The sequence below is a fragment of the Ruegeria hyattellae genome (genome assembly GCF_041537925.1).
Taxonomy (GTDB): domain Bacteria; phylum Pseudomonadota; class Alphaproteobacteria; order Rhodobacterales; family Rhodobacteraceae; genus Ruegeria_C.
Map to the genome: position 1 here is coordinate 168,300 of NZ_JBGOSH010000002.1, position 23,827 is coordinate 192,126.

Below are 23,827 nucleotides of genomic sequence, written 5' to 3' on the forward strand. Positions count from 1 at the left end.
CCATGCCCGGTCCCGACGCCTATATCGCGCTGGTCTCCAGCCTGCCCAGTTCCGAGCGGCTTTTTGTGGCCAAGCAGCCGCCGCTCTCGGAACTGCGGCTGCGCAAGCGATTGACGGCGTTGGACGAAGACGATGCCAATACGCTGCAGCGGATCGAAAACGTTCTGGACTGGGCAAGTTATGATGCGCGGGCAGATATCTCGGACGTGGTGAAACGGGCGCGCTCCCTGCTGCGCGATCTGCCGCAGCCCAGCCTGCGCGCCATTGTCGCCGACCGGATGGAGTTGCGTACCGCCATCGCCGCCCTGCGGATGCGGCGCGACGGGATCTCACCGCCCGCCGGCCCATGGGGCTTTGGCAAGTGGACCGGGCATATTGTGTCGAACTGGTCCGATCCCACATTTCGGTTGGACGCGCCGATGCCCTGGCTACGGGAAGCGGTTAAGCTGCTTGAGGCGGATGATGCGCTGGGTCTGGAACGGCATCTGCTTGAGGTCGCGTTCCGCCAGTTGCAGCGCAATGGCGGCATGCACCATTTCGATTTCGAGGCGGTCGTGATCTATGTGCTGAAATGGAACCTCTTCGACCGCTGGGCCGCTTCGGATGCGCAGGCCGCCGCCCGGCGCTTTGCGCAGCTTTCCGATGACGCGCTGCAGGATTTCCCCGATTTGATGCTGGAAGGAGGGACCGGATGAGTGCCGAGTCCAAAACAATGCCACCCACCGCGCGCATTGCGGCGGTGCAGGAGGGCTTGGTCGAGATCGAAGCGCTGGATCAGGCCGATGGAACGCCAGGGCGGCTGGTCAAGAACGAGGTGGTTTATGTCCTGCCCAGCAAACCCGCCGGCGGCGGCCGGCAAGAGCGGCTCAAGGCCGAGATCCTGCGAGTGCGCGGCAAGACCGCCGATGCGCAGGTCTATGAAAGCACCAGCGGCGTTGCCGTCGGTGACCCGGTCGAGCAAAGCGGGCAATTGCTGTCGGTGGAACTGGGGCCGGGCCTGCTGGGACAGGTCTATGACGGGCTGCAATCGCCGTTGGCCAAGGTGGCCGCCGAATACGGCATCTTTCTGCCACGCGGGGCGGATGTGGCGCCGCTGGATGAGGGCGCGAAATGGTCCTTCACGCCGCAGGTCAAGCTGGGCGACGCTGTCTCTGCCGGGGATGTGGTGGGCACGGTGCCCGAGGGGCGGTTCACCCATAAGATCATGGTGCCGTTCAACTGGACCGGCCGTTATACGATCAATTGGGTGCAAAAGGGTGCGGCCACGGTGCAAGACCCGGTTGCCCGTCTAACCGGCGAGGACGGGTCCGAGTATGTTCTGACGCTCGCACAACGCTGGCCGGTGCGCCGCCCGGTTCCCGCGCAGCTGCTGAAATCCGCCGCCTCGCGGCGCACTTTTCCCGATGCGCCGATCCTTACCTCACAGCGGTTGATCGACACGTTCTTTCCCATCGCACGCGGCGGCACCGCCTGCATTCCGGGGCCGTTCGGGGCGGGCAAGACGGTGCTGCAGAACCTGATTGCGCGCAACGCGCAGGTCGATATCGTGATCGTTGTGGCTTGTGGCGAACGCGCGGGCGAGGTGGTCGAGACCATTACCGAATACCCTGAAATGACCGACCCCAAATCGGGTGGCAGCCTGATGGACCGCACCATCATCATCTGCAACACCTCGTCCATGCCGGTTGCAGCGCGCGAGGCGTCGATCTTTACCGGTATCACGCTGGGCGAGTATTACCGGCAGATGGGGCTGGATGTGCTGCTGATCGCCGACAGCACCTCCCGCTGGGCGCAGGCCATGCGCGAGACCAGCGGGCGGCTGGAGGAAATCCCCGGCGAAGAGGGCTTTCCCGCCTATCTGGAAAGCTCGATCAAAGGGCTCTACGAGCGCGCGGGCGTGATCAAGACCAATGACGGTACCAGTGGTAGCCTGACCATGATCGGAACCGTCTCTCCCGCGGGCGGCAATTTCGACGAGCCTGTCACGCAATCGACGCTGTCGACGGTGAAGTGTTTCCTCGGGCTGTCCTCGGAACGGGCCTACAAGCGCTTCTACCCGGCTGTGGACCCACTCTTGTCCTGGTCGCGCTATCTGGATCAGATGACTGACTGGTATAGCCGCAATATCGAACCGAACTGGATTGCGAGGGTCAAAGAGATGCAGGCGCTGCTGGAACGCGGCGAGCAAATCGGTCAGATGATGCAGGTCACTGGTGAGGAAGGCATCACCATCGAGGATTACGTGATCTACCAGAAGGCGCTGTTTGTCGACATGATCTACCTGCAGCAGGACGCGTTCGACGCGGTGGATTGCTCGGTCACACTGGATCGTCAGCAGCTTGTGTTCAAGCTGATGTATGGCGTGGTTCAGGACGGCTTGGCGCTGCACAGCAAATCGGAGATTAGGGCCTGGTTCACCGAACTGACCGGCCTGTTTAAAAACTTCCACTATGCCGCCGAAGGTACGCCCGACTATGACGGCCTGTTGGAGAAGATCCGGGCCAAGATCGCTACCCAGTCCGAAGGCGCCCCCGCGCCTGCCTGAGCGACCGCATATTGATACGTGGCGCGGTCGGGGTCCGCGCTGGCACTGATCCGGAGAAATCGGCCATGTTTTCGTTGAACGGCAAACGCGCCCTTGTCGTGGGCATCGCCAACGAGAAATCGATCGCCTATGGCTGCGCCAGCGCATTTCGCGCGCAGGGGGCGGAGTTGGCCGTCACCTATCTCAACGGCAAGGCCGAACCACATGTGCGCCCGCTGGCCGAGGGGCTGGAGGCCGCGATGGTGATGCCGCTGGATGCACGCTCGGACGCGCAGCTGGACGCGGTGTTTGACCGGATAGCGGACCAGTGGGGTGGGCTGGATATCCTGCTGCACGCAGTGGCTTTCTGCCCAAAGGACGACCTGCATGGTCGCGTCATCGACTGTTCGCGTGATGGGTTCGGGCTGGCGATGGACCTGTCGGTGCATTCCTTCCTGCGCATGATCCGCCGGGCCGAGCCGCTGATGGGCCAGCGCGGTACCTGCATGACGGTCAGCTTCTATGGCTCGGAGAAGGTGGTCGATCACTACAACGTCATGGGACCGGTCAAGGCGGCGCTGGAATCGGTGACCCGATATGCCGCCGCAGAGCTGGGCGGCAAGGGCATTTCCGTCCATGCGCTGTCGCCCGGTCCGATGAACACCCGCGCGGCGAGCGGCATCGCGCATTTCGACGATCTCATGGCCGAGAATGCCGCGCGCACCCCGACGCACATGTTAGCCAGCCTGCAGGATGTAGGCGCCTATGCGGCGTTTCTGGCCAGTGACGCGGCGTCCAACCTGACAGGCGGAATACACCCGATTGATGGTGGGTATCACATCATGGGGTGACGATCCCCGAGACAGCACGGAGGCGGCAGATGGATCATGGTATGACTGGGGCAGACGGCGCAGCGGCAGAGTTCATCCTGTCGCTCAACGCCGGATCGTCGTCCCTGAAATTCTCGCTTTACGAGGCTGGTGACGAGCCGCGCGAAATCGCCGTGGGTCAGGTTGAAAGTCTTGGCCCGAACGCCCGTTTCAAAGCCCGAATCGGGCTGGAACAGATCGAGGATGATCTGGGCTCGGCCAATCACCGCGTGGCGCTGCGGGCCATTCTCAAAAAATGCGAAACCGTCCTGCAAGGCAGCGCGCCCGCCTGTATCGGGCACCGCATCGCTCATGGCGGAGTCGATTACAAGGCTCCGCAGCTTCTGACGCCGGAAGTGATGGAAAAGCTGGCCCTGCTCGAACCGCTGGCGCCGCTGCACCAGCCGCATAACCTCGCCGCCGTGCGCGCCTCGATAGAGGCCTTTCCAGCAGCGCTGCAGGTCGGCTGTTTTGACACCGCCTTTCACCGCAATCACCCCTGGGTCAACGACACGTTTGGCCTGCCGCTGAAATATTACGACCGGGGCGTGCGCCGCTATGGCTTTCACGGACTGTCTTATGACTACATCACCGGCACGCTTGCCCGGATCGACCCCGAATTGGCCTCGGGCCGGGTGGTGATTGCGCATCTGGGCAACGGCGCGTCGATGTGCGGGGTGCTGAACGGGCGCTCGATCGCCTCGACCATGGGGTTCTCAGCACTGGACGGCCTGCCGATGGGCACCCGTTGCGGTCAACTCGATCCGGGCGTGGTGCTCTATCTGATGGATCAGGAGGGACTGTCGGCCAGCGAACTTACCAAGCTGCTTTACAATGAAAGTGGGCTCAAGGGGCTGTCGGGCGTTACAAGCGACATGCGGGCGTTGGAGGTATCGCAAAACCCCGAGGCGGAAATGGCCATCGAATATTACACCTTCCGCGCGCGTCGCGAACTGGGCGCGCTGGCGGCCAGCCTGCATGGTATTGACGGGGTGGTGTTCTGCGGCGGGATTGGGGAAAACTCGGCCGCGATCCGGGCGCGGATCTGCAACGGTATGGACTGGATGGGAATCACGTTGGATGCGCGCGCCAATGCCGCAAATGAGATGAGCATCGGCATCGGCAGAACCAAGGTGCTGGTCATCCCCACCGACGAGGAACGCATCATCGCCCGGGCCGCCTCGCGCGCACTGAACGAGCGTGCGGCGGTCGAATACTGACTGCAAAAGCTGATTTTCAGCTGAAACGGGATGATCCGCATGAAGAGTAATCTTGGGTGCGAGTTGCTGCATATGCTTTGCTTTGGAGAATTGGCGAATGACGCTGACTTGCTTCCGGTATTCTTCAACCAGCGAAAAAAACCATTCGCCATCATTGACAGGTTGCAATTGGAGTTCTGACAGCGCTAAGCGTCTTTCCCAACTGTGGGGACGACACCTATGACAGAACAACAAGGCGATCCGCGCCATCTGGAAACACTCGACCGGGACCTTGCGCGGTTCTCCAGGCTTGAAACGGCAACTGGCTATGTGTCACGCCCAATGGTCGGCGTAGGAGTGTCGCTGGTCTTTGTTCTGCTGGCTGGCATCGCTGCCATGTCTCTCTTCGGGCAGGAAAACAACTCGTTCATCGTGATCATTGCGGCCTGTCTCGGGGCCTATATGGCGCTGAACATTGGTGCCAACGATGTGGCCAACAACATGGGCCCTGCAGTGGGGGCGAATGCGCTTTCGATGGGCGGGGCCATCGCCATTGCGGTCGTCTTTGAAAGCGCGGGCGCGCTGATCGCGGGCGGAGACGTGGTGTCCACTGTCGCCAAAGGCATCATTGCGCCTGAAAGCATGGGCACAGCCTCGGTCTTTATCTGGGCCATGATGGCCGCGCTTTTGTCGGCAGCTCTGTGGGTCAATCTGGCAACATGGATCGGAGCACCCGTTTCAACGACCCATTCGGTGGTTGGCGGCGTCATGGGTGCTGGCATTGCGGCGGCCGGTTTTGCCGCCGTCAGCTGGTCAACCATGGGCAAGATCGCGGCAAGTTGGGTGATCTCGCCGGTTCTGGGTGGGGCCATCGCCGCCATGTTCCTGTGGTTGATCAAGTCGCGGATCATCTACCGCGACGACAAAATCGCTGCCGCGCGCAAGTGGGTGCCCATCCTCGTCGGCATCATGGCCGGTGCGTTCGCATCCTACCTTGCCCTGAAGGGCCTGAAAAAGATCATCAAGATCGACCTGACAACGGCGTTGATGATCGGCGCGGCAATCGGTGCGCTGGTCTGGATTGTGATGATCCCGGTGATCCGCAAGCAATCACAAGGGCTGGAGAACCGGAACAAGTCGCTCAAGGTGCTGTTTGGCATTCCGTTGGTGGTGTCGGCGGCGCTACTGAGTTTCGCCCATGGGGCAAATGATGTGGCAAACGCCGTCGGCCCCCTTGCCGCAATTGTGCAGGCCTCTCAATCGGGCAGCTTCACGGACGCGATCAGCATTCCGCTCTGGGTGATGATCATCGGCGCGTTCGGAATATCCTTTGGCCTGTTGCTGTTCGGGCCGAAACTGATCCGCATGGTCGGTGGCCAGATCACGAAGCTCAACCCGATGCGCGCCTATTGTGTGGCTCTGTCGGCCGCGATCACGGTGATCGTGGCCAGTTGGCTTGGCCTGCCCGTCAGTTCAACCCATATTGCTGTCGGGGGTGTATTTGGCGTCGGCTTCTTCCGGGAATGGGATGCCGAGCGGCGCATCCGGAATGCGCGCCTCAAAATGCCCGATCGCACGAACTATCCGCCAGAAGAGCGCAGGCGACGCAAACTGGTGCGCAGGTCCCATTTCATGACTATCCTTGCAGCTTGGGTCATTACCGTTCCCGCGGCCGCGATCCTGTCGGGGATCATATTCTACCTGATCAGCGCGGTTCTGGCGTAGTTCGAAGACCCGGCTCGGGTCTGGGCCTTCCGCAACAAAGCGCGCAAGTCAGGCTATCTGGTGCGGCACGCCCTAAGCGTTCTCCTTGCGCTTTCGCTTTTCGGAACTGGCGAGTTGTGGCGTATCCAGCAGCTTTTCGATCCGTGCCAGACGATCCTCCGAGTCCGGGCTGAGCGCCCCACCCGTTCCGGCGATCAGGCGGATCATGGCGAGCACCTCGTCCCGTTCCTTCGCCTGCCCGGTCATCAGGCCTGCCAGGGTCTCGATGGCGCGATCCTCGTCGATCAGCAGCATCAGGAACTGCTCACGCAGCATTTCCTTGAAATCCTGCAGCGATTGTTCGTCGTCTTCGCGCAGGCGATCGACGATCTCGAAACGGCGTTCGTCAGCGGCGCGGTTGGGCCAGAGCACATAGAGCAGGGCGCGTACTGCCGCCTCTTTGACCCCGCCTTCCGCCATCTTTGCCGTCAGCTCGGTGATCCGTTGCTCGACAAAAGCGCGGTGTTCAGGGTCGAGGCCGGGATGCGGTCGTGGCGACTCATCGCTTGCGCTGAGTCCCAGCATCGCCTGCAGGAGCGGGCTACTGTAGGTCGCCATGAACATCGCTTCGGTCGCCTGATCGCGCAGTTGGCCATAGGTTTCTAGCGCCGTGGTGATCCCGTCCGAGACCTGTTCCTGCATCATCCAGAACGGGTTGTTGGGATCAACCGGCTTGCGGTTCTCGCGCGCATGGTCTGCCCAGAGCCTGACGCTGTTCATCAGCGGGTTTACGTCTGAGGCCAGTTTGTAGCCCAGCCGCAAGGGGTGCATCTCGCGTGCGGCTTTGGCCATTTGCGGCGTCACCAGCGCCTCCATCCAGGGATGCACGAAGGTCTTGTAGAGCCCGGTGTTGATCTCGGACAGACGGGCCACGGCGGCGAAGCGGCGCTCGTCCTCCAGATCGTTGTGACCAAGTGCGCGGATATCGTCGAGATCGCGCGCCTCGAAGCGTGTGATGTAATCAGTCGGGTCCAGATCGGCGTCGGGCTCGTCCCCGGTCTTGGGGGTCAGCACCGCCTCGTAGAGACCCGGAGGCAGGCAGTCGATGAAATCGATATTCGAGGCGAACTCGCGATGTTCCTTCCTGGCGACGCTACCCGAGACAAAAATGCCCAGGTGACCCACCTTGTCATGCACCGCGTAGACGATTGTCTGCCCGTGAGAGCGGATCGCATCGACGCTTTCGTAGAGATCAGTGATCCATCCCAGCGCCTGCTGAGGCGGGGTGATGTCGTCGCCTTTGGAACAGAAACAGATGATCGGAGACTTGATGCGGCGGAAATCCAGCCGGACTCCATCACTGGTCACCACTCCGCCGGTGGGCAGTTTGTTACCCACAAAGAGGTTGTCGACGATGAACTGCATCTCTTCGGCGTTCAGGATCACGTGGCCGCCCCACCAACGCTCGAAGTCGAGATAGCGATCGCGCTCGGTATCGACCTTAGCAAAAACGTTATGCTGCTTGGACCAGAGCGTGTTGGCGGGGTTCATGTTCTCGAAATTCTGCACCAGCCAGGCGCCATCGAACTTGCCCGCGCCCAGATCGCCGGTCAGCGCGGTCAGCCAGCCTCCACCCAGCAATCCGCCGCTGTAGCGCATAGGGTTCTTGCCATGCACACCCGCCCAATAGCTGAGCGGCGCGCCCGCCAGAATGATCGGGCCGCACAGATCGGGCCTGTAAGAGGCCAGCATCGCCACTGCCCAGCCAGCCTGGCAATTGCCGATCACCGCCGGTTTGCCGTCTGCCTGCGGATGAGCCTCAACGACATGTTCGATAAAGGCCACCTCAGCGCGCATAACCTTCTCGATGGTCTGGCCCGGCTCGGGTTCGGGCAGAAAGCCAATGAAATAGCAGGGGTGCCCGGCGGCCAGCGCCACGCCAATCTCGCTGTCGGCCTTAAAGCCGCCGATGCCGGGGCCATGGCCTGCGCGCGGATCGATGACGACAAAGGGACGTTTGCGCGGGTCGATAGTGACGGCCTTGGGCGGTTTGATACGGGTCAGCACGTAGTTGACCCGGTCCGGCAGATCTCGGCCATCCATCACCACGTCATACGCGAAACCCAGAACATTGGGTGCCGTGGCAGCGATATGGGCGTTATACTGGTTGCCGCGCTCCCGCATGATATCCAGAAACAGGGCGGTTCGCTGGCTGGCATCAACCACGTAGTCGATCCAGGGATTGGACTCAGGCATGTTCGCCTCCTTCTCACTGGCAACGTCGAGTCATCTTCTTGTGGTTTCTGCGTAGCAGCAATTAGGCCGGTGTCATACTGAGTTTCAAGGGGTCGCGACATTTTGCCGATGCACAGCCCGGCGCAGGCCCCGTGGCAGGGAATGGGCCTCATTCCTCGGTATTTTCGCGAGAATGTTGTTTTTTAAGAGGCTTGGCTCGATGCTGAAGGCACGACACTCTTGGAGGGACACGAACATGGTCATGCTGCGCCTTTCCCTGATGTTGGTGGTGTTTGTCGATGTGATGGGGCAGGGTCTGATCCTGCCGATCATCAGCACGCTGCTGATCAGCCCCGACAGCACGTTTCTGGCCCCGGACACCGGTCACGCTACCCGCAACCTGATGTATGGCGCGCTGCTGTCGACCTTCTATATCTTCTGGTTCTTTGGCGCCGCCTATATCTCGAAACTATCGGACTACATCGGGCGCAAGAACGGGATCGTGATCTGTCTGATCGGGGCGCTGGCGGGCTATATCCTGACCGTGGTCGCGGTCGAGATGTCGAATTATTACCTGCTGCTATTGGGCCGCGCGATTTCCGGGTTCACCGCCGGCAACCAACCGATCGCGCAGGCCGCACTGGTGGATGTCAGTCGCGACGATGACGAACGCACCCGCAATATGGGCCGCGTCGTGGTCGCCGCCGCTCTTGGCCTGGTCGCCGGGCCGCTGATCGCCGGACTGCTGAGCGATACCCGTATTCTCGGCGATTATGCCACGCTGCAACTGCCCTTCGTCGTGGCGGCCGGGCTGATCGCGCTCACGCTGGTTCTGATCCTGATGTTCTTCCACGACACCCGCACCGACCGGCGCAAGATTGATTTCGGAATTTCCGAGGTCTTCGTCAACCTCTGGCGCGTGCGCAGCCGACCGGTGGTGCTGAAGCTGGGGCTTGTGTTCTTTTTCTTTGAACTGGGTCTGAATTCCTTCTTCATCTATCTCAACGACTATTCGCTGCAGCGGTTCGGCTTCGACACGTTGCAGAACAGTGTCCTGTTGGTGGTCTTTGGCCTGACCATGGCGCTGGCTAGTGGTATTTTGGTCGGTCCTTTGGGCCAGCGCTATCGCAAGATCCCGATTGTCACCGTGGCCACGCTGGTGATGATGCTGTCGCTGATCGTGTTCACACTGAATCCGATGGCCAGCCTGTCCTACGTTCTGGTGATCCCGATCGTTGTGGGCTTTGCCGTGGGATACCCGACCATATTGACGCTGTTCTCGGCCAGTGCGGGCAAGGCCGAGCAAGGCTGGGTCATGGGCATCTCGATCGCGCTCTTCACCCTTGGCTCAGGGCTGGTGTCGCTGGCCGGAGGCGCGTTGATCGGCATCAACGTGCATCTGCCCTTCGTGATGGGCATACTGTGCTGCGGCATTGCGCTTGCCCTCATTGCCACGCTCTGGCGTGGCAGCGATGTGCAAGCCATCGACACGCGACAGATACAGGCAGATGGGGGCTGAATTTTATCAATCCACTTTTTTCAAACTCAAGCTGAAGCGCTCTTTCTGCTTTGTCAAATTACTTCAATCGGTTATGAGGCCATACTAGATTGCGCGTCTCTCACGCAAATCCAGCTCTGTGTGGGTCATGTCCGTTCTCCTTGCTTTTCGGAAAGATAGGGAATTTGTCACAACCCAGTTTAGAATGTGTGTTGGAGTGCCTAGTTGGTGAGGTAGCACCTCTCTTCGCCCCAATGCAGCTTCACCAAACACGCCATTCATGCAATGCGCAGCATTTTGCTAGAGGCAATGACTGGGTCGCGGGACAAAGATGCCCTTTCTCAAATGCACTTGAATGTTTGCTTTCGAATACATCCGGTTCATGGCATCGCGTTGAACGCTACCTCCGACTTTTTGCCGTTCTGAATAGCAGCAAGAACACGAAAACAGAGCCAATTGAGGTGGTGACGATCCCGACGGGCAGTTCCTGTGGGGCAATCAGCAGCCGACTGATGATATCTGAGCCGGTCAGCAAGGCCGCGCCCACAATCGCCGCAGTCGGCAAGAGCTGGCGGTGCAATGGCCCCGCAATCCCACGGGCAATGTGGGGTACCATCAGGCCGACAAAGCCTATCACTCCCGCCACCGAAACGAACACCGCCGTCGCAAGAGCAGCGGCGAAGAACATGCTGAACCGTAAGCCCTGCACGGGCACTCCAAGCGTCGCGGCGGTCAAATCCCCAGTCAGCAGCGCATCCAGCCAGCGACTGCGATAGAGCGAATAGGTCAGGATCAGGGCTAATCCCGCACAGACCAGCGGGAATGTCTCCCACCGGGCCAAACCCAGGCCGCCCAGCATCCAGAAGATCACCGAATGCGCGGCGCGACTGTCACCAGCAAAAATCAGATAGTTGGTGATGGCCGAGAACAGGAAGGACACGGCCAGACCGGCTAATATCAGCTTTTCGGGTGCGCTCGTATGCAACCCATGAACCAGCGCCAGCACGATGCCCGACGCCACAAGCCCCCCACAGAATGCGGCCAGCGGTAAGGTCCAGAAGCCCAGAATATCCCCGGTCACCGTTATGACGAACACTGCCCCGGCGGCAGCCCCCGAAGATAGGCCAAACAGGAACGGGTCCGCCAGGTCATTGCGCGTTGTGGTTTGCAAGGCAACGCCGACGATGCCCAAGCCAGCCCCAATCACGGCGGCAAAAAGGGCGCGCGGCAGGCGCAGATCAAACACGATCCGGTGCAGCGGTGACATGTCCCCGTCGCTCAGACCGGTCCCCAGCAGAATGGCGGTGACCGTGTCGGAGACGGGAATAGACGTGGTGCCATAGATGGTCGAAATCAACAAGAGAGCGGCTAGAACGACCGCCCCCATCAAAAGTGTCAGGCCATGTCGGCCCATATCAGTTCAGACCCGAATGCATAGCTTTGGCCATTTTCGAGATCGCTTCGATATTTGCCGGTCCGGGGGTCAGTTCCTCGTACCGCAGACCAATCCAGCGCTCGTTCTTCACGGCATCAGTCTGGGACATTACCGGGTGTTCCTGCAGAAACTTGAACGTATCCTCGGCACCATTTCCAGTCTGGTAGTCCAGCAGCACCAGGAATTCCGGGTTCGCTGCAGCTACGGACTCCCACGACGTTCGGCCCCAGCTTGTTTCCATGTCATGGGTTACGTTCTCACCCCCTGCGGCGGCGATCATCGCGTCGGGGATGGCAAACTTGCCAGCCGTAAACGGCGCGTCCGCCGGCCCATCCAGCAGGAAGACGCGCGGTTTGGGCAAATCAGCAGTCTGGGTTTCGATCGCAGTCAGTTTCACTTTCCAGCCCGAAACCAATTCCTCCGCCTTTTCTTCCACATGCATCACTTTGCCCAGACGCATAACGTCGTCGAACAGCAGGTCCATGCTGGCCTCGGGACGGCCCTTGTCCAGATGCACGCAGCTTTCGGTCAGAATCATAGTCTTTATGCCAAACGGGGCGAGTGTGTCGGGAGTGACGTCGCCACCGGGTTTCATGCCGTAATACCAGCCTGCGAAGAACAGGTCGGTTTCCACAGCTACGAGGTTTTCAACGGTAGGGTACTTCGGTGCTAGCTCTTGAATATCGCCGCGTAGCGTGTCGAATTCCGGGCTGGTCCTGTACCAGCCTGTGATGCCGGTCAGGCCAACGATCTTTTCCTGAAGGCCAAGTGCGAAAGCCATGTCAGTCATGTTCATGTCGTGCACGACCAACCGCTCCGGCTGGGTCTCAAAGACAAGCGGTTCGCCGCAATTGTCAACGATGACCTCATGCGCAGAGGCACCGCTTGCCATGGCTGTTGCCAGCGCCACGGACCAGATGTGTTTCATTGGTGAATGTTCCTCGGTTTAAGTTGAAACTATGGTTTTTCGGATATCCAGCGCCGGGATCACGCGGCCTTCGTGGTGAAAGCACAGGTAATCGACGCCGAACGTGTCGCGAACCCGGTCAGGGGTCAGCACTTCAGCCACCGGGCCAAAGCCGGTCAACCGTGTGGATTTCATCAACGCCACATGGGTGGCGAATTCTGGGATCATCACCAGATCGTGGACGATCATCACGACCGTGATCCCCAGATCGGCGACCAGAGACAGCATCCGGCCTTTGGCATCCGGGTCGAGGTTATTGGTTGGTTCGTCCAGAAACAGCAAAGAGGGATTCTGTGCCAATGCCCGGGCGATATGGGCGCGTTGACGCTCGCCCCCGGACAGCACCGCCATCCGCTTGTCGGCGAGCGCACCAAGGCCTGTCATCTCCAGGATCCTGCTTAGTTCCCCGGCGTGTTCATCCGGTGAGCGATCGGACCAGATCGGAATCTGACCGAGTGCGACGTAGTCCCGCAAGAGTAGCCTGCCATCCGGAAGCTCTTGCTGGCTGACAACGGCGATCATTCGGGCGCGCTCTTTGGCGGGCATCTGCTTCAGGCTGCGGCCTTTGACCAGCACATTGCCCAGAACCACTGCAGCCGTCCCGCATAAAAGATTCAGCAGCGTCGTTTTTCCGGCCCCGTTCGGGCCGGCGATTGCCAAAATCGCGCCCTCGTGCAACTCAAACGAGGCGCCTTGCAACAGGGCATCGCCGTTGAGCGCATGGTACTCAAGATCACGTGCAACCAAAAAGGTCGAGGTCGTCATGTTGGCTCCTCCAACTGGATTCGGGGCAAGCGAGAAAGAGTTTTTGTGAATAATGTTTCCGGTCGGTCGGTGGCGCGGGTCCAGCCATCCGAGCTATCGTGGTATTGTTGCGCGAATTCGGCCAGCGCCTCGATGTCTTCTGCGCTCTCAATGTCACCAAACAGGTACTGCGCTTTGCCGACGGCCTGAAACCCGACGGACATCGGACGTGCGCAACCGGCCATGCGGCAACGCTACGAACAACGAACCCCGCAGGCAACTTGTCTGTCAACGTATTGCGTATGGCATCAACAGGCACTGTGCCGCTACAGGTCGAACAGATCAGAAGGAAATGGTCATGTGCATCTGGCATTGCCCGCTCCGCTTGAAGCCAAGCGAGGCCAGAAGGTGCCGATCATGTAAACACGTATCAGACGTGCCATCAAAGCCCCCTTCCGGGACGCCCCGCCCCTGGTTGGTTAAAAACATGATGGCAGGTCTCCTGACTTGCGGGTCGAAGCTTGGCCATCCTTCCCGGCTTTTGGCCAGTGGTTTTTGGCATCGCTTACCGCTTACAGTTGCGGGGGCAGTAACGGACTTGGTGCCAATTGGCAGACCTCACCGTATTCCCTTTTCATCCCATTGGCGAACCATCGGGAACCATCTGATCCTTGGTTGTCTTAGACCGAGCGCCATGTCAATCGAGACTTGAAGCAACAGCCCTTTAATCAAAGCTTAAGCGCTCAGAGTCTTTAGGCTTTCTCTTGAGCAGTCGCTGGGAGAGCGGAGCCAAGAGCAACAAGGGTAGCAATGGCAAGCTGCAATGGAAGAAACATGGGTTTTCCTTCAAGTTTGAGCATTGGCTATGAAAACGGTTGATTTCCGGTCGCGGGCGAGCGTTTTGGCCTTGGCCTGGCTCAGCGGTATGAGTGTTTCGTCCGGCGTCAGTCCTTTGGCCTGCAACTTTGACCAAATGCTCCGCGCGGATGCCGGGGACCTCCGTAGCGCAGCTTCAGACAACAACTGCCTCAATGGGGTTGGTAGGCAGTCAAACGCGGCTATGGAATTGCCAGAGCGCCGTTTCCGACGCAGGCTGCTTTGACCCAGATTGCGGCTCATGCCTCGTCGTCCGGATCAAACGCAGGGTCCAGCACCAGGACGCGCCGGGTCTCTTCCGTGCCTCCGATTGGAGGCCAGAGATACAATATCATTCTGAAGCCACTCTCATTCGCGACCAGCAATCAAACCAGACATATCACAGACGTGCCGCATGGAGGTCTTGACCGCGTTCAGCGGCAGAATAACGCGGCCGCGTGGCAGAACTTCCGGACTGAGGCGATCAAGCCAAGTCTGCACATCCGGTGGGGATTGTCGACGCCAGACGGATGCAACACAGCCCGGTTGCAGGAACGTATTGAGCGAAGCCGCATCATGTCCGGCGGCGACGCCGATTTTTTGCATCTTTCACGGCCCTTCTCGCGAAGTTCTTGCGGCATCCTCCACCCGGCGCCAGATTGGAAATGAGTCTTGATAGTCCGGCAAGTTGCCCGGCTCTGGGGCCGCAACTGCGGGAACGAGGCAGGTATCCAATCGCGCCTTCAAAGTTGGTCAATCGCTGCCCGCTCCGATGGATACGATTTCCTTACGACGGTCACCCCAAGGCTCTTGCCATTGGGCCTGCATTTAGGCGCGGGCGCTTTCGTTGGTGGGACGCTGCTCTTCCGGCACCGATGCCCACCATTTGCCGAGGGTTTGACACTGGACAGCGCCCCTGCGAGCGAAAACTCAGCCACCCATTCGGGCCGTGTCGATATCCAAAAGTGGCCTTTGGCTCGGGTCACACTTGGCAGATAGATATTGAGTGGATCTGTCACGGTTTGATGCGGCTCCTTTGATAGCATTTATTGCGGCAAAGGAGACGAACTAGGGGACTGAAACGGTCGGACGAATTCCGCCAAGACGCTGTTCGGATTGCGCTGACCAGTGGACTGACGCGTAAGCGGGTGGCGACAGATTTGGGCGCCGGGTTGTCGAGGCTGAACAAGTGGATCACGGCTCATTGAGACACCGATGTGGTTTCGAAAGAGGAATTGAGCCTCGCTCAGGAGAATGAACGCCTTCGACGTGAGGTGCGCATTCTCAAGGAGGAGAGGGGCATCCTAAAAAGCCACCCAGTTCTTCGCGGGCCTAAAGCAATGAGATTTGGGTTCATCGAAGAACACCGTGACAGTTTTCCGGCCAAACGCTTATGCCATGTTGTTGGTGTCAGTACGCGTGGATTGCGGGCCTTCCGAACCCGTCCGGCCAGCCGCAGACAGAGTTCTGATATTGTGACCTTGGCACATATCAAAGAACAGGCGCGTCTCAGCCTGGGCGGCCTTGGTAGGCCACGCATGACCGAAGAGTTGAAGGAGATTGGTCTGGATGTGGGGCACCACTGCGTTGGCAGATTGATGCGTCAGAACGGCATATCCGCCGTCAAAACCCGCAAGCACAAGGTCACGACGTACAGTGATCACACGTTCAACATTGCACCGAACCTGCAGGATCGCACCTTCATGGCTGATCAGCCAAACCAGAAATGGGCCGGTGATATCAGCCATATCTGGACCCATGAGGGCTAGTTGTATCTCGCCGTCATCCTCGACCTGCATTCTCGTCGTGTCATCGGCTGGACGGTAAGCAACCGCATGAAACGTGATCTGGCGATCCGTGCATTGAAGGTGGCTATCGCATTCCGATCACCGTCGAAAGGCTGCATCCATCACACGGATCGTGGCAGCCAATATTGTTTGCACGACTATCAGAAACGGCTGCGGCAACATGGCTTCAAGGTATCGATGAGCGGCAAGGGAAATTGCTATGATAATGCGGCCGTCGAGTCCTTCTTCAAACCATCAATGCAGAGCTGATCTTGCGACGGTCATGGGAAACAAGGCGGCAGGCTGAAATGGCGATCTTCGAATACATCAATGGCTTCTACAATCCGCAACGACAGCACTTAGCATTGGGTTGGAAAAGCCCTGTCGCTCTTGAACGGAAAGTCGCCTAAACGAGCACATGGGGCGGCACATAAGTGGAACAGGTTCAACGAGAGTCTGAACACCGTCACACCCGCCGACGTCTACTCCGGCAGGGACAAAACCATTCTACAGCAACGAGAACGGATCAAACAAAAGACGCTCGAAGCGCGCCGCTTGGATCACAGACAACGCGCCGCATAATCAAACCAACCAGATGAGCTAAACTCTCTTTCTGCTTAAGCGGCATTTGGACCCAGAAACTCGGAAGACGGACAGGGTTTGGCACTTGGTCGCACCAATCACTATGCAAAACGAGACCGCGTACGGTTTGCAAAGGCCACGAGGGACAGCATGACTGGAACTTCAACCAGAACGCCAACAACTGTGGCCAAAGCGGCGCCTGAATGCAGACCAAACAAGCTGATTGCAACAGCTACCGCCAATTCAAAGAAATTGGACGTTCCGATCATGGCGCACGGTGCGGCGATGCGGTGAGGGACCTTAAGCGCATAGGCCGCACCGTAAGCCAGCACAAAAATGCCGTAGCTTTGGATCAGTATTGGCACGGCGATCAGGACAATTACCACAGGTCTTGCGAGAATCGTCTGACCTTGCAGACCGAACAGGATGACGACCGTGGCAATCAGACCCATCACAGACCAAGGCTTCACCCGCGCAGAGAATGCATCGATCATCTCTTGCGATCCAAGCCTCCGTCGGGTGATCAGGCCTGCAATTAGAGGCAAGACTACATAGAGTATAGTTGCCAGCACCAGAGTCTGCCATGGCACCGAGATGTCAGTGACACCCAGCAAAAACGCAACAATTGGCGCGAAGGCCACAACCATAATCAAGTCGTTCACAGAAACCTGAACAAGTGTATAGGTCGGGTCACCCTTGGTCAGCTGCGACCAAACAAAAACCATCGCCGTACAGGGGGCCGCGCCCAACAAAATTAAGCCAGCAGTGTATTGTGCGGCGTCCTCGGGCGCGATCCACGGGGCGAAGACATAGTCAAAAAACAACACGGCCAGCAACGCCATGGTGAACGGTTTAATCAGCCAGTTAACCACCAGTGTAACGATCAGTCCGCGCGGCTGCCGAGCCACACCTGCAACTGATCCGAAATCGACACCGACCATCATCGGATACACCATCGCCCATATCAGCACGGCTACAACCAGGTTGACGCTGGCAACTTCGGCCGCAGCGACCAACCTTACGAGGCCAGGTGCCACAAGCCCGATCAGAATGCCCGCGACCATGGCAAGGGCGACCCAGACAGTCAGATAACGCTCGAAAATGCTCATGAAGTTGCCTCGGTTATGTGTGCGTTCAGCTTACCGGACGTCAGTGCTGCCAGGGCAACCATGAGTGAGGCTGTAGCCAGTACGAGCGGCAGCCCCCCAATCTGATAGGTCAGACCGGATAGTACGGTTCCAAGCAATCGACCGCTGGCATTGGCCATATAGTAGAATCCGACATCCATCGTGACCCGTTCGGATTTGGTAAACGCCAGGATCAGGTAAGAATGAAGCGACGAATTCACCGCGAAGACCGCTCCAAAGACCAACAGCCCGATTACCAGTGTGATGGTCAGCCAGGTTTCTGGCCCGGTTGACATCAGTACGGCTGTGGTCAGGGCGGCAGGTACAAAGAACAATCCCGCCGCCCAGCTGTGCGCAGCTCGGATCAGGTCACCTTCGGTTCGGTCCGAGGCGCGCAGGATTTTGGGTGCGCTGGCCTGAACCGCACCGTACAGGATCACCCATACGGCCATAAATGCACCGATCATGAAAAACGTGGCGCGATTTCCTTCTTCGGTGCCGTCAGACAAGACAGCGTAGAAGTAGATCGGGATGCCCACAACGAACCAAACGTCCCGCGCCCCGAACAGGAACACACGTGCAGCTGACAGCCAGTTCACATTGGCCGATTTCGAGAAGACCTCAGAGAATTTCGCACCCTTGCGCCCCTTGGGCAGGCCGTTCGGCATGAACAGGATGACGGCCGCCAACACCACCGCCAGCACGACCGCCATAATTAAGACGGACCGGGTAAAGCCAAGCATTGCCAGCAGAACCGCCCCCAGCAGGAACCCCAACCCTTTCACGGCGTTCTTCGATCCGGTCAGAACGGCAACCCAGCGGAACAATCCTCCGTTTTCGGTGGGCGCCAGCAGTTTCACTGCGGATTTCGAGGACATCTTTGCCAGATCCTTGGCGACCCCGCTGGCACCCTGAACGATCATCACAAAGGCAACCGAAACCCCAATCGTCCAGCTTGTATCAAGCTGGGTCAACGCCAACAGCGCCACAACCTGAAGCCCCAGCCCGGCATAGAGTGTTGATGTCAGACCAAAACGCGCGGCAATCCAGCCTGCGGCCAGATTGGTCACCATGCCCGCAATCTCATAAAACACAAACAGATAAGCCAACTGCACCGGCGAGAAACCCAGCGTATGAAAGTGCAGTAGCACCAGCATCCTGAGCGCCCCGTCGGTCAGCATGAAAGCCCAATAAGCCGCCGTGACCGCAACATAGGCCGACAGTCCTTTGGGCTTTTGGGTCACAGCGCGTTTCCAACCATCATGGCCACATCGACCAGACGATGCGCATACCCCATTTCGTTATCGTACCAGGCGTAGATTTTCACCTGCGTTCCGTTCACCACCATGGTCGAGGGTGCGTCTACAATCGACGAACGCTCATCGTTGGTGTAATCGGTCGATACCAGCGGACGTGTTTCATAGCCGAGAATACCATCCAACTCACCTTCGGCTGCAGCTTTGAAATATCCGTTGACCTCGTTGACCGTTGTTTCCCGTTCAACCTCGAAAACACAATCGGTCAGTGAGGCATTCAGCAATGGAACGCGCACGGCATGGCCGTTCAGGCGCCCCTCTAGTTCTGGGTAGATCAAAGTGATTGCCGTTGCCGACCCTGTGGTCGTGGGGATCAATGAGTTCAAAGCCGAGCGGGCCCGGCGCAAGTCTTTGGCCGGGCGGTCTACGATCGTCTGTGTGTTGGTCACATCGTGGATCGTGGTCATCGATCCGTGGCGGATGCCGAGGTTTTCGTGAATGACCTTCACCACGGGGGCCAGACAGTTGGTTGTGCACGATGCTGCCGTCACAATACGATGCAGTGCCGGGTCATAGGTCCCTTCATTGACACCATAGACGATATTCGCGGTCGGTCCGTCCTTCACCGGAGCAGACACAACAACCTTTTTAACACCGGCTTCGAAAAACGGGGCCAGCTTGGCCTCGGTCTTAAAAACGCCAGTGCAGTCGATCACAACGTCAACGCCGTCCAGCGGCAACGCGCCCAGTTCTTTGGTGCCGATAAACGGAATTCGTGTTCCATTGATCGTGACGCTATCGTCATCATGCTCGATTTTGGCGTCCCAACGACCGTGAACTGTGTCGAACTCCAGTAGATGTGCGTGCATTTCGGGGTCACCGACCGCGTCGTTGATCCAGGCAATCTTGGCGCCTTTGTCCAGCAACGGTTTCAAGGCCAGCTTTCCGATGCGGCCCAGGCCGTTCACAGCATAGGTTGTCATTTCAGGTCCTCGATTGGGGCCCTGCCGATTTCATCAACGGCAGATTGCAATGCAATGCGATCCAGACTTTCGGCTGGCAAAGAAGTAAAAGCCTCGATCCGGCGCTTCAGGGCGCCATAGGCGTTCTGGAAGGCCAGACTTTTTTCAGCGTCGGTGCCTTCGGTCTTTACAGGGTCAACCATGCCCCAGTGGCCACTAATGGGCTGGCCTTCCCATGCGGGGCAATCTTCGTTGGCTGCCTGGTTGCAAACCGTAAAAACGAAGTCCAGGTCCGGCGCGTCCGGCCCGGAAAACTCCGCGACATTCTTGGATCTGAGAACCGACGTATCGTGACCTTTGTCCCTCAGCACTTGCACCGCGAACGGATTTAAGTCTGAAATCGGCTTGGTGCCAGCGGAGTAGACATTGAATTTGTCTCCGCCGATCTCACGCAACAAAGACTCGGCGAAAATCGACCGCGCGGAATTGCCCACACAGATGAAAAGTACATTGAACTTCCGGTCAGTCATCGTGTCATTTCCTTTAGAAAAAGGTATGCAGATGTCAGGTCGACCTCGACAGCAATCCATGACCAGATAGTCGAGCATCGCCTGCACGTTGTTCATTTCAATCGAATAAAGAACTGATGTTCCGGACCTTTTCTGTGAGACAAGCCCAGACCGTTGTAACGCGTTGAGGTAGTTCGACATTGTGCTGGCCTTGATGCCAAGCTCCGACGCCAGTTCTCCTGCTGGGATCACGTCAGGATAGCGCCGCATCAGCATGCGAAACACTGAAATGCGCTGAGGATGGCCAAGAGTAGTTAACTGTTCCAAGATTTGTTGTTCCATATTTCATGAAATATAGAATAAATCTACTATCGTCAATTGTTGAGTAGCGCGCACGGGATATCTCAACGGCATTTTGGAACATGATACCGGTTTGTCCTACCGGACGTGGCAAATTGCTCCTGCTCCACCGGCATCAAACCTAACAAGTGTTGAAGATCTTTGGGACACTACCCGCTTGCAATTCGAAATCTGGGCCGCATCTCCATACGCAGATGATCTCAGTCAACCGGAAATTCGTCTGCGCACCATCTGCCGAGTTTGTTCACATAAGGATTGGAATGTTCTCTAGGCTCAGGACTTCGGTAGCGGGGTCTTTTCAGTCAAGCGGTTTCACGCACAATGGTTGATCCGCCGAAGCGGTGTTTTTAGTTCAGTTCGTGTGTGTCCTGCCTTTAACGCGGCTTTTGGCTGAGTTCCTTCAGGTACATGCTTCGGTTCGTGATCAACGCTTTGGTTGTCGACATGATGCTGGTTCGATGCCATTCCGATGTGCCCATCTCATTGGCGTGCTTGAAAAATCAGCAACGGTCCAGACCTCCGCTGCCCGGCAGTGTTTTGCAAAGCAAACCATGAGAGGGGCATCACCGGAACCGCGTCCCTGCGGGACCTCGAAGGCCTGCGACCAGGCCGGCGATGGGTAGAGCGATACTCGGTCAGGCCGTATTTGGTGCCACATCCGGTTGGAAGTCTGTGCCATCGACCCAAATCCGATGGAGTATGACGGCGATACGGCGCGCCAGAGCAACCATCGCAGTTTTCCGGCCACGGCGTTGTGCGAGTTGAGCCCCCCATATCAGTAGCCATGTCGACCGGCTGCGGTTCATCATTACGGTCGCAGCCTGGCATAACGCCTGCCGCAGGTTGACGTTACCGGCCTTGGTGATGCCGCCCGAGACATCACATTCGCCTGACTGGTTACGCGAAGGTGTCAGACCGACCCAGGGACCAACCCTCTTTGAAGACCGGAAGCGCGTCGGGTCATCGACGGCTGCACGCAAGGTCAATGCCACGACCGCGCCGATCCCTGGCATCGTCATCAAGCGACAGCAAATCGGATCTGCCAGTGCGAGCTGGCGCACCTGCTTTTCGAGGGCTGCAAGCTCCTGTCGCAGAGAACCTCTGGCACGAAGCATCGGTCGTGTTGCTATTTCCAGCATGGGATTGCCATCCGCCAACTCCCGGATGCGGGCCTCGAACCTGCCGCGTGAGATGGCACCCACCTTGAGGCCAAAGTTCCGGAGCAATCCTCTCAGCGACATTTCCAAAGCGATCATGTTCTGTTGAATGGCTTTCCGAGCACCGAGTACAGCACGAGTTTCCTGAACCGAGACGGATTTGCAGTGAACCGGGCGGAACCAGCCAAGGTGAAGCAGACGTGCAATCCCCTCAGCATCCCGTCGTCCTCCATATGGGGTCAATACGGGAATGGCGGCAGCACGGCGCTGATCTGACAAGTGGCGACGGCGGTGCGTGACGCAGGCCCCGCTACGGCATCTCATAACCAGAATATGACGGTTGCCGCGAGGGCGATGGCCGACAGGAACACCTTGGGGCATCTGTCACAGCGAGTTGCGACACGTCGCCAGTCCTTCAGACGTCCAAACATAATCTCGACCCTGTTACGGCGTTTGTAGCGACGCTTGTCGTACCGGACAGGCTTGTCGCGTGAATTTCGACCTGGGATACAGGGCTTTGTTCCCTTGTCCTTAAGGGCTTCGCGGAACCAGTCGGCGTCATAGCCGCGATCACCCAGTAGCCAATCAGCCCATGGCAGACTGTTTACCAAAGCCCTGACCCCCGTGTAATCGCTAACCTGCCCAGCGTATATGAATAAGCGGATGGGGCGTCCGAGGCTGTCAGTAACGGCATGCAGTTTCGTATTCATGCCACCCTTGGTGCGCCCTCCCTCTCATCGCTGCAAGCAGCGACTGCCGGGCAGTGATCAGCCTGCTACGCCCCCTTTTCAACCGCAGGCTGGAAGCCGTGCGGTGCGCTTTGAGATAAGCCGTGTCAGTCATGATGGTCTTATGATCGGTTCCCTCCGCAGCCAGCCCATTCATGATCCGAGCGAACACACCCATATCGCTCCACCGCTTCCAACGGTTGTACAGCGTCTTTGGCGGTCCATATTCACGTCGCGCATCAGACCTTCTCAACCCATTGCGATTGATGAAAACGGCCATGCGCGACGAGGTCATTTTTGTCGAGCCGGGCATGACCGTTTTCGTCAATCAGGGCGTTTCTCCCCTTGTCGTTCAACAAGCCATTGCAGGTCCGAATAAACGCGTGAACCTCGCCCTAACTCCACTCAAGAAGAACTCACATCCCGCTTCCGCGCGGAGATTGTCCAGAAATGGAATGAGGCCGAACTAACCCGCGATATCGTTCTCAGCCAGAAACGCCGGGCGATCGTCTGCGATGCCATGGGGAAAGCTGATGAACAACGCCAGAACCACGGGGAAAGTGGCACCGATTAGGTGATCTGGTACCGCTGCGAACAGGGCAACAACGAATGGGCATTCGATTACATCTGAACAAAGCCCGTACCTGAGCGAGATCACGGCATCTGGGATTATTTTCGCCATACCTAGCGACGAAAGCGGACCGTCGCAAAAGGATCTTTACAGTTCAGGATTGGGTCGTGAGCCCCAGTGGGGCAGACATAAGCGCAGCCTGCCCTGGAAGGACACCTGTCCTCTCACGCCGATGCTATTTGGGGCCCATCTGCCTTCAGCAGTCGTGCAAATATCATCACATGTGTCACCAAGAGCGCCGGTACAAAGAATGTCGGGATGAACCAAGTGGGACCAAAGTAGTCGATTGCCTCGGCTTGGCGTAGGGCGTTCAGTAGATCGACCGTTCCCAAGATGTTGAAGCCCCACACCAAGGGAAGGGCGGCCATCGATTTCCAACGCAGGGTTAGAAGCGCTGCTATTGCCAGAATCGCCGCGAGCAGATCTCCATAGCTGGCACTGGTCGCGAAGGCCTCGGGAAGCCCTCCGCTGTTGAGATTTGGCACCATGAAGCTCATTCCGATGTGCCGGAAAGCATGTGGCAACAAAAGGACGGAAAGCGCAGCCGACGCCGAAAGCCTTGCGAGCCAAGGCGCAACGTACCACGCGGCGATAAGAGCGAAGACAAAGAGACTCATAGCAAACTGAAGAAGGAATATGGTAGTTGGAGTCATCTGAACGATCCTCTCGAGATACTTCGGTTGATGTGATGTGCAGGC

Annotated in this window: 19 protein-coding genes, 5 pseudogenes and 1 riboswitch; of the genes and pseudogenes, 8 read left to right on the forward strand and 16 right to left on the reverse strand. The window is 58.3% G+C overall.

What is annotated here, in order from left to right:
• Positions 1–2 precede the first annotated feature (2 nt).
• The 5 genes from AB1E33_RS04735 (at position 3) to AB1E33_RS04755 (ending at position 6,317) form a co-directional block, all read left to right on the forward strand.
• Entirely contained in the window at positions 3–695 is a 693-nt protein-coding gene (locus AB1E33_RS04735) for a hypothetical protein (RefSeq protein WP_372576112.1), read from the forward strand.
• Positions 692–2,545: a V-type ATP synthase subunit A gene (locus AB1E33_RS04740; protein WP_372576113.1), complete on the forward strand. Its 1,854-nt coding sequence runs from the start codon at positions 692–694 to the stop codon at positions 2,543–2,545. The genes AB1E33_RS04735 and AB1E33_RS04740 overlap by 4 nt, the downstream gene beginning before the upstream one ends.
• Positions 2,546–2,610: 65 nt before the next feature.
• Positions 2,611–3,375: an enoyl-ACP reductase FabI gene (fabI, locus tag AB1E33_RS04745; RefSeq protein WP_372576114.1), complete on the forward strand. Its 765-nt coding sequence runs from the start codon at positions 2,611–2,613 to the stop codon at positions 3,373–3,375.
• A gap of 29 nt (positions 3,376–3,404) precedes the next feature.
• Complete coding sequence (locus AB1E33_RS04750; protein WP_372576115.1) at positions 3,405–4,613, forward strand: acetate/propionate family kinase; 1,209 nt, start codon at positions 3,405–3,407, stop codon at positions 4,611–4,613.
• 219 nt (positions 4,614–4,832) lie between these two features.
• Positions 4,833–6,317: an inorganic phosphate transporter gene (locus AB1E33_RS04755; protein ID WP_372576116.1), complete on the forward strand. Its 1,485-nt coding sequence runs from the start codon at positions 4,833–4,835 to the stop codon at positions 6,315–6,317.
• 72 nt (positions 6,318–6,389) lie between these two features.
• On the opposite strand, the gene AB1E33_RS04760 is transcribed toward AB1E33_RS04755, so the two are convergent.
• Entirely contained in the window at positions 6,390–8,552 is a 2,163-nt protein-coding gene (locus AB1E33_RS04760; protein WP_372576117.1) for a DUF3141 domain-containing protein, read from the reverse strand.
• A 241-nt stretch (positions 8,553–8,793) separates the two neighbouring features.
• Here AB1E33_RS04760 and AB1E33_RS04765 point away from each other — a divergent pair, with 241 nt between their 5' ends.
• Positions 8,794–10,050, forward strand: a complete 1,257-nt coding sequence (locus AB1E33_RS04765; RefSeq protein ID WP_372576118.1) for an MFS transporter — start codon at positions 8,794–8,796, stop codon at positions 10,048–10,050.
• A gap of 379 nt (positions 10,051–10,429) precedes the next feature.
• On the opposite strand, the gene AB1E33_RS04770 is transcribed toward AB1E33_RS04765, so the two are convergent.
• From AB1E33_RS04770 to AB1E33_RS04800, 7 genes and pseudogenes are all read right to left on the reverse strand, one after another.
• Positions 10,430–11,443 carry a FecCD family ABC transporter permease gene (locus AB1E33_RS04770; RefSeq protein ID WP_372576119.1) on the reverse strand — a complete coding sequence of 338 codons (1,014 nt, stop codon included), beginning with the start codon at positions 11,441–11,443 and terminating at the stop codon, positions 10,430–10,432.
• A 1-nt stretch (position 11,444) separates the two neighbouring features.
• Entirely contained in the window at positions 11,445–12,392 is a 948-nt protein-coding gene (locus AB1E33_RS04775; protein WP_372576120.1) for an ABC transporter substrate-binding protein, read from the reverse strand.
• Between the two features lie 18 nt (positions 12,393–12,410).
• The gene (locus AB1E33_RS04780) at positions 12,411–13,196 is read right to left on the reverse strand and encodes an ABC transporter ATP-binding protein (RefSeq protein ID WP_372576121.1); all 786 of its coding nucleotides are present in this window, start codon (positions 13,194–13,196) and stop codon (positions 12,411–12,413) included.
• The gene (locus AB1E33_RS04785) at positions 13,193–13,399 is read right to left on the reverse strand and encodes a DUF1636 family protein (RefSeq protein ID WP_372576122.1); all 207 of its coding nucleotides are present in this window, start codon (positions 13,397–13,399) and stop codon (positions 13,193–13,195) included. Before AB1E33_RS04785 ends, AB1E33_RS04780 begins: the two co-directional genes overlap by 4 nt.
• 251 nt (positions 13,400–13,650) lie before the next feature.
• Positions 13,651–13,855, reverse strand: a riboswitch (cobalamin riboswitch).
• Positions 13,856–14,021: 166 nt separating this feature from the next.
• A complete protein-coding gene (locus AB1E33_RS04790; RefSeq protein WP_372576123.1) occupies positions 14,022–14,294 on the reverse strand; it encodes a DUF6525 family protein in 273 nt (90 codons plus the stop codon).
• Between the two features lie 105 nt (positions 14,295–14,399).
• Positions 14,400–14,636, reverse strand: a complete 237-nt coding sequence (locus AB1E33_RS04795) for a DUF1826 domain-containing protein (protein WP_372576124.1) — start codon at positions 14,634–14,636, stop codon at positions 14,400–14,402.
• 3 nt (positions 14,637–14,639) lie between these two features.
• Positions 14,640–15,037, reverse strand: a pseudogene (locus AB1E33_RS04800) (CobW C-terminal domain-containing protein); the annotation flags it as partial.
• A 42-nt stretch (positions 15,038–15,079) separates the two neighbouring features.
• On the opposite strand from AB1E33_RS04800, the pseudogene AB1E33_RS04805 reads away from it, so the two are divergent.
• Positions 15,080–16,227, forward strand: a pseudogene (locus tag AB1E33_RS04805) (IS3 family transposase).
• 31 nt (positions 16,228–16,258) lie between these two features.
• Positions 16,259–16,399 (forward strand): annotated as a pseudogene (locus AB1E33_RS04810) (IS3 family transposase); the annotation flags it as partial.
• A gap of 101 nt (positions 16,400–16,500) precedes the next feature.
• Here AB1E33_RS04810 and arsB read toward each other — a convergent pair.
• From arsB to AB1E33_RS04850, 8 genes and pseudogenes are all read right to left on the reverse strand, one after another.
• A complete protein-coding gene (arsB, locus tag AB1E33_RS04815) occupies positions 16,501–17,508 on the reverse strand; it encodes an ACR3 family arsenite efflux transporter (RefSeq protein WP_372576125.1) in 1,008 nt (335 codons plus the stop codon).
• Entirely contained in the window at positions 17,505–18,770 is a 1,266-nt protein-coding gene (gene arsJ / locus AB1E33_RS04820) for an organoarsenical effux MFS transporter ArsJ (RefSeq protein WP_372576126.1), read from the reverse strand. The genes arsB and arsJ overlap by 4 nt, the downstream gene beginning before the upstream one ends.
• Complete coding sequence (locus AB1E33_RS04825; protein ID WP_372576127.1) at positions 18,767–19,765, reverse strand: ArsJ-associated glyceraldehyde-3-phosphate dehydrogenase; 999 nt, start codon at positions 19,763–19,765, stop codon at positions 18,767–18,769. Before AB1E33_RS04825 ends, arsJ begins: the two co-directional genes overlap by 4 nt.
• Positions 19,762–20,595: an arsenate reductase/protein-tyrosine-phosphatase family protein gene (locus tag AB1E33_RS04830; protein ID WP_372576128.1), complete on the reverse strand. Its 834-nt coding sequence runs from the start codon at positions 20,593–20,595 to the stop codon at positions 19,762–19,764. The genes AB1E33_RS04825 and AB1E33_RS04830 overlap by 4 nt, the downstream gene beginning before the upstream one ends.
• A gap of 653 nt (positions 20,596–21,248) precedes the next feature.
• A pseudogene (locus tag AB1E33_RS04835) lies at positions 21,249–21,998 on the reverse strand (IS110 family RNA-guided transposase); the annotation flags it as partial.
• Positions 21,999–22,090: 92 nt separating this feature from the next.
• Positions 22,091–22,903, reverse strand: a pseudogene (locus AB1E33_RS04840) (IS5 family transposase).
• A 61-nt stretch (positions 22,904–22,964) separates the two neighbouring features.
• Positions 22,965–23,180, reverse strand: coding sequence for a hypothetical protein (locus tag AB1E33_RS04845; RefSeq protein ID WP_372576130.1), 216 nt, complete (start codon positions 23,178–23,180; stop codon positions 22,965–22,967).
• A 113-nt stretch (positions 23,181–23,293) separates the two neighbouring features.
• Positions 23,294–23,782, reverse strand: a complete 489-nt coding sequence (locus AB1E33_RS04850; protein ID WP_372576131.1) for a DUF8737 domain-containing protein — start codon at positions 23,780–23,782, stop codon at positions 23,294–23,296.
• Between the last annotated feature and the right edge of the window lie 45 nt (positions 23,783–23,827).

Bases quoted from the DNA above. Each gene is read 5' to 3' on its own strand.
- AB1E33_RS04735 (WP_372576112.1), top strand. From the start codon at position 3: ATGCCCGGTCCCGACGCCTATATCGCGCTGGTCTCCAGCCTGCCCAGT.
- AB1E33_RS04740 (WP_372576113.1), top strand. From the start codon at position 692: ATGAGTGCCGAGTCCAAAACAATGCCACCCACCGCGCGCATTGCGGCG.
- fabI (WP_372576114.1), top strand. From the start codon at position 2,611: ATGTTTTCGTTGAACGGCAAACGCGCCCTTGTCGTGGGCATCGCCAAC.
- AB1E33_RS04750 (WP_372576115.1), top strand. From the start codon at position 3,405: ATGGATCATGGTATGACTGGGGCAGACGGCGCAGCGGCAGAGTTCATC.
- AB1E33_RS04755 (WP_372576116.1), top strand. From the start codon at position 4,833: ATGACAGAACAACAAGGCGATCCGCGCCATCTGGAAACACTCGACCGG.
- AB1E33_RS04760 (WP_372576117.1), bottom strand. From the start codon at position 8,552: ATGCCTGAGTCCAATCCCTGGATCGACTACGTGGTTGATGCCAGCCAG.
- AB1E33_RS04765 (WP_372576118.1), top strand. From the start codon at position 8,794: ATGCTGCGCCTTTCCCTGATGTTGGTGGTGTTTGTCGATGTGATGGGG.
- AB1E33_RS04770 (WP_372576119.1), bottom strand. From the start codon at position 11,443: ATGGGCCGACATGGCCTGACACTTTTGATGGGGGCGGTCGTTCTAGCC.
- AB1E33_RS04775 (WP_372576120.1), bottom strand. From the start codon at position 12,392: ATGAAACACATCTGGTCCGTGGCGCTGGCAACAGCCATGGCAAGCGGT.
- AB1E33_RS04780 (WP_372576121.1), bottom strand. From the start codon at position 13,196: ATGACGACCTCGACCTTTTTGGTTGCACGTGATCTTGAGTACCATGCG.
- AB1E33_RS04785 (WP_372576122.1), bottom strand. From the start codon at position 13,399: ATGTCCGTCGGGTTTCAGGCCGTCGGCAAAGCGCAGTACCTGTTTGGT.
- AB1E33_RS04790 (WP_372576123.1), bottom strand. From the start codon at position 14,294: ATGAGCCGCAATCTGGGTCAAAGCAGCCTGCGTCGGAAACGGCGCTCT.
- AB1E33_RS04795 (WP_372576124.1), bottom strand. From the start codon at position 14,636: ATGCAAAAAATCGGCGTCGCCGCCGGACATGATGCGGCTTCGCTCAAT.
- arsB (WP_372576125.1), bottom strand. From the start codon at position 17,508: ATGAGCATTTTCGAGCGTTATCTGACTGTCTGGGTCGCCCTTGCCATG.
- AB1E33_RS04825 (WP_372576127.1), bottom strand. From the start codon at position 19,765: ATGACAACCTATGCTGTGAACGGCCTGGGCCGCATCGGAAAGCTGGCC.
- AB1E33_RS04830 (WP_372576128.1), bottom strand. From the start codon at position 20,595: ATGGAACAACAAATCTTGGAACAGTTAACTACTCTTGGCCATCCTCAG.
- AB1E33_RS04845 (WP_372576130.1), bottom strand. From the start codon at position 23,180: ATGGCGAAAATAATCCCAGATGCCGTGATCTCGCTCAGGTACGGGCTT.
- AB1E33_RS04850 (WP_372576131.1), bottom strand. From the start codon at position 23,782: ATGACTCCAACTACCATATTCCTTCTTCAGTTTGCTATGAGTCTCTTT.